This is a genomic window from Acidimicrobiales bacterium, from assembly GCA_036270875.1.
GTDB lineage: Bacteria > Actinomycetota > Acidimicrobiia > Acidimicrobiales > AC-9 > AC-9.
This window is the reverse complement of the sequence record DATBBR010000124.1, coordinates 1-5,058: the sequence shown is the minus strand read 5'-3', so window position 1 is coordinate 5,058 and position 5,058 is coordinate 1. Positions and strand designations below refer to the sequence as shown.

At 71.6% G+C, this 5,058-nt stretch carries 3 protein-coding genes; all 3 read right to left on the bottom strand.

Annotated elements, in window-relative coordinates:
• Positions 1 to 4: 4 nt before the first annotated feature.
• Positions 5 to 1,594, bottom strand: a complete 1,590-nt coding sequence (locus VH112_12430) for a lactate racemase domain-containing protein (GenBank protein ID HEX4541040.1) — start codon at positions 1,592 to 1,594, stop codon at positions 5 to 7.
• On the bottom strand, positions 1,591 to 2,808 hold the full coding sequence (locus VH112_12425) for a zinc-binding dehydrogenase (GenBank protein HEX4541039.1): 1,218 nt from the start codon (positions 2,806 to 2,808) through the stop codon (positions 1,591 to 1,593). Before VH112_12425 ends, VH112_12430 begins: the two co-directional genes overlap by 4 nt.
• Positions 2,805 to 5,058, bottom strand: a 2,254-nt coding sequence (locus VH112_12420; protein ID HEX4541038.1) for an HAD-IB family hydrolase, incomplete at its 5' end; no start/stop codon positions are given. The genes VH112_12420 and VH112_12425, both read right to left, overlap by 4 nt.

Below are 5,058 nucleotides of genomic sequence, written 5' to 3'. Positions count from 1 at the left end.
CCCGTCACGTGACCTCCGCCATGAGCAGCGGTGGCACGTGAAGGTGGGTGAGCGTGGGATCGGGCCCCACGACGTCGGACGCCATCTCGAGCGCGTCGGCCATCGACGACGCCGGCTTGAAGCCGAGGCGGCGCACCGCCGCGGGATCGCCGCCGACGATGATCACGCCGCCCAGGTGGTCGAGGGCGTGGGCGCCCCAGTACCACATGTAGAAGGGATGGACGCCGTGGTACGCGTGGCCCGTTCGGTAGAGATGGATGTACCACGGGTCGGTTGCGAACGACTCCTCGTACTTCGCCTCGATTTCCAACGGATCTGTGGTCTCGGCAAGGACCTGCTCGAAGAAGTCGATGTAGCTCGGGTGGTGGACCGGGTCGAAGGCCCACGGCGTCGGATGGCTCATGATGAGCGCCCCGCCCGGCCGGACCAGGGGCTTGCCTCGGTACATGTTGAACAGGTAGCCGAGGCCCAGGCACATCACCAGGATCGGGTTCATCACCGAGTTCACGTTGTAGGGGCACAAGTACGGCAGGCCCATGGTGAGCACGTCGGTCTGACCCGCAACGTCGACGCCTTGCTGGGCGAGCAGGTGCTCGGTCGCCTGGGCGTGCACGGCCTCGACCTCGCCGGCCTGGACGCTGGTCACCGCGTGCGGCGCCCGGATGGACTGGAAGATCGAGCGAGCGAGGCGCTCCGGCGTGCGGTCCAACGACTTGGAGACGGCCAGGAAGCCGGCCCGGTCGCGCACCGACCATTCCCACTCCCGGCGCTGGAGGAATCGGAACTGATCGGGGAAGGTGTCGTTGTTGAGGGTCGTCTCGATCTGGAAGACGTTCACCCCGCTGGCGGCGATGTGGCGACCCATGCGCCAGTTGGAGGAGTGGAGCTCGGACCGGTGCTGGTCCATGAACGACCGGCTGTGCTGCATGGTGCGCACGTTGTGATGGTGGCGGAGGCTTCGGTAGCTGGCCAAGCCGGTGGCGACGCTCTTGTGGCCGCCGTCCATCGGCACCAGGTCGATGTTGACGTAGACCAGGAGGTCGCTGGTGGCCGCTCGGCGGTTGATCTCCACGTCCTCGCCCTCGTCGGTCAGACCGAGGTGGAGCATGCCATCGGGGTCCTCGGCGTCGTGCTGGGTGAGCAGCCCGTGGGGAGCGAAGGCGTCGTAGACGCGGTCGCCGACGATGTGGCGCAGCTCCGGCTCGGTCATCCGGCGGTGGAGGGCGAGCGCGGCGACCAGCACCACGTCGTCGACGCCGGCCTCGGCGGCCATGTCGAGCACCGCTTCGATCACCTGCTGGCGGATGTCGGGACTGCGCATCGGCGGCAGGGGGAGCGAGATGTCGTCGAAGGCGATCGTCAGCCGCATGCCCGCGCGAAGGAGCGCCGGGAGGGGCTGGCTGTCACCGAGAGGATTGAGGAGGGCGTGACGGATGGCAGCGTCGGGGTCATCGAGGGGCGGACGGGACTCGGGCGGGTAGACGACTCGCGATCCGACCGGCAGTCGCTCGAGCCGGAAGCCCTCGCCGTGCCAGATGAGGGTCGGCGGCATCGAGCGGTCTACCTCGAGCACGAACCCGGGGCGGGGACTCATCCGGCAGCTCCTGTCTTGCGCCAACGAGGTTGCTCGCGCAGGTCGAACACGACCTTCGTGGCACCGCGCCGGCCGGCGGACCCCGCGTGCTCGACGGCGTCGTGGAACCGCTCGAGCGGGTAGTGGGCGGACACCAGGCGGTCGAGGCCGGCTTGGACGACGAGGTCGAAGGCCAGGTCGAACGTGCGGGGCCGGGCTCCGTTCGTCCCGGCTGCCTCCCGACCGTAGGCGTAGGCGCCCGTCAGGCTGATCTCCCGGTGCCACAAGGGAGTCAGGTCGATGCGAGCCGTGCCGGGCATCCCTACCAGGATGACCCGACCGCGGGGTCGGACGACGGAAAGGGCGTGCTCGATCGAGTCGGCGCTCCCCACGCAGTCGAGGACGACGTCGGCGCCGCCGGTCAACTGGGCGCCTGCCGCGAGCGACCGCGTCAGCCGGCGCACGGCCCGGGGAACCTCGTTGGGATCGACGACCAGGTCGGCGCCGAGCGCCGAGGCCAGCTGGCGCTGGGCCGGATGCTTGGCACCGGCCAACAACGTGCCGGGGAGGGTCAGCTGGCGGAGCGCGGCGATGGTGCACAGCCCGAGGGTGCCGGCGCCGAGCACGACGACGCTGGACCCCTCCATCTCGCCGGCGGCGAGGGCGGCGTGGACCGCACACGCCGCCGGCTCCACCATCACCGCCGCTTCGTCGCTCAGCCGCTCGGGGACGGGATGGAGCTGGCTGGAGTGGGCGACGAGGCGTTCGGACCAGCCGCCCCCGGTGTCGGCGCAGTAGCCGGTCTGGAGGCCCGCCTTGAGGTGGCCGAAGGCCACGCGCTCGCAGCCACCCGTGTCGCCGACGGCGCACGCCGGACAGGGAGGATCGACCCCTCGGGCCAGACAGCCCAGCACGGGCTCGATGACGACACGGCCGGCCACTTCGCCGTGGGGGCCCTCGACATCGCCGACCACCTCGTGACCGGGGACGAACGGGAGGCTGACGATGGGCTCGAAGTAGCGCGAGCTCTTGCCGTCCAGGGTGGTGAGGTCGGAGCCGCAGATCCCGGCCAGGCGGGGCCGCACCCGGGTCCAACCGGGGCCGGGAAGGTCGGGCTCGTCGATGTCGGTCAGCTTCAGGGGAGCCACGGTCACGCCCCGACCGGAGCCGAGGGACGAGACCACCCGTGCTGCCGCGTATCGCGGGATGTTCCGCTCGAAGAGGAGCGCCTTCATCGCTCTACTGCCGTACCAGTGTGGCGCGTCGGTCGTGGGGCGAAAGGAAGCAGGTGCCGGGGAGCGCCGGGTGACCTGGACCAGTTCTCGACGTGCCAGCCGCGCTTGCGGGCGATGGTCGCCAACTTGGCCTCGGGGTTGACCGCGACGGCGTGGCCCACCGCCTCGAGCATGGGCAGGTCGCTGCTCGAGTCGGCGTAGGCCACCGACTCGGCGAGGGAAAGGCCCTCGGCCTCGGCGTAGGCGGCCATGACCATGGACCGGGCCTCGCCGGTCGGCGGAGGCTCGACGAGCTCGCCGACCATCCGGCCGTCGCGCTCTGCCAGGCGGGCGCAGACGATGTCGTCGAAGAGGGGCCGCAGCGGCTCGACGACGAGGTCGATGGCTCCGGTGATGAGCAGCGTTCGGTGCCCGCGACTGCGATGCTCGCGCACCCGCCGGATACCGGCCGGGAACGACTTGGCCAGGATGAGGGCGCTGAACATCTCCCATGCGTCGGCCCGCACCTGCTCTGCCGGCGCCTCGTCGTAGTGACGGTAGAAGGCGCGCAGGAAGTCCCCCCGGTCCCGCCGGTCGAGCGCCAGCATGCCCGGGACCTCGCGCAGCGTGCGGAGTGTGAAGCGCAGCCGATCGCCCTCGTCGAGGTGTCGGCTCGCCAGCCAGGCGTAGGACTCCACCACGTTGGAGGCGATGAGGGTGTTCTCGAGGTCGAAGACGGCGAGGTGGCGCTCGGGAGCGAGGACGGCTCGAAGCCCGCGCTCGGCTCGGGTCGGCCCGACCCGCGGCGCGGGAGTCGTGCGGACTCGGGCCTGGGTGACGACCGACGGCAGGTGAACCTCGTGGAGGTAGTACGCCCAGTCGATGACGGCCGGGTCGAAGCCGAACTGCTGCCGATCGGCCTCGTCGGTCCGGTCCCACAGCGACAGCAGCCGGTCGACCCGGAAGCGCGCTTCGGTCTCGGCGTAGGAGCCGTACAGCTCGACATAGCTGAGCGCCCGCTCGGCCTGCTGACGTCGCTCCTCGAGATGTGAGGACAGCTCGGCTCGGCGACCCCGCAGCGGCAGCGCGCCCATGAGCCGCTCGGCCGCCTCCAGGCCCTTGCCCGCCCGGCTCAGCTGGCGCTGCACCTTGCCCCGCCCCGGGAACGACCAGTTGGGCACGACGATGGGCTGGCCCCGCGAGTCGTACAGGGGGTGCTCGGTGAACCAGGACTCGGCCAGGCTCACCAGGTGGTCGTAGCGCAGCGGGTTCCGCGTGCCGGAGGCCACCTGGTAGACGTCCGGCTGCTCCGGCGGACCCTCGGCCGCCACGGCCAGGATGGCGGCCACGACCAGGTCCACCGGTATGACATCGACCACACCCTCGGGCACGCCCGGGAACTGCCCGAGCAGGCCCCGTGCATAGGAGATGATCACCGGCTCGGCCATGCGGAATCCCCTGATCCATCCGGGATGGGGCTCGGCCAGCGCCGACTCGATGATCGACGGGCGGACGATCGTGAGCGGGAGGTCGCCACGATTTTCGAGGAGGGCGCGCTCGCCGAGCGCCTTGGTATAGGCGTAGGCGTCAGGCCAGCCCAGTGACTGGGCCCGGGTGCGGCCGAGGGAGACGAGGCGCTCCTTGATCCACTCGTCTCGCAGGCGCTCCGCTCGTTCGGCGAGCAGGGGACCGCCAGCGGCGCCGAGCTCACCCCGCGCCGCTCGGGTGAAGCGGGCGAGCTGCTCCGGGCGTCGGCTCTCCGAGTCGGCGTCGGACCGGGCCCGGCGGGCGGCGGCAACCTCGGCCCGCCAATCGGCCTGCGTCGCGTAGGCGGTGTCGGTCAGGAGGGCCTCGGGCGCGTCGCCCCGGCGGGTGCCGGCGACGTAGGCGGTGGAGACGGCAATGAGGTGGGGGAGCGCGGCGGTGCGTCGCCCGTCGCCCGCCCCCGGGGCGGCGAGCGCGCCGGCGAGGCGGGACGGCCCGAGCAGGTTGACCTCCACGGCGGTGTCGAGCGGTGCGTCGAAGCTCACCGTCGCCGCCGAGTGGATGACCAGGTCGCAGCGGGCGAGGAGCGCAGATCCGTTCGCGTCGAGGCCCAGGCCCTCCTGCCCGACGTCCCCGGCGATGACGCTGAGCCGGCGCGAGGTCTCGGCGTCGAAGCGGTCGCCGAGCTCGGCCCGCAGGCGGTTGAAGCAGTCGTTGCGCAGGATCTCCCGCTGCAGGCGGTGGGCGGCGCTTGCCCGCCGGCCGGGCCGGACGAGGACGGTGACC

Coding starts and splice junctions, on each gene's coding strand:
- VH112_12430 (HEX4541040.1), bottom strand. CDS start 1,594: ATGAGTCCCCGCCCCGGGTTCGTGCTCGAGGTAGACCGCTCGATGCCG.
- VH112_12425 (HEX4541039.1), bottom strand. CDS start 2,808: ATGAAGGCGCTCCTCTTCGAGCGGAACATCCCGCGATACGCGGCAGCA.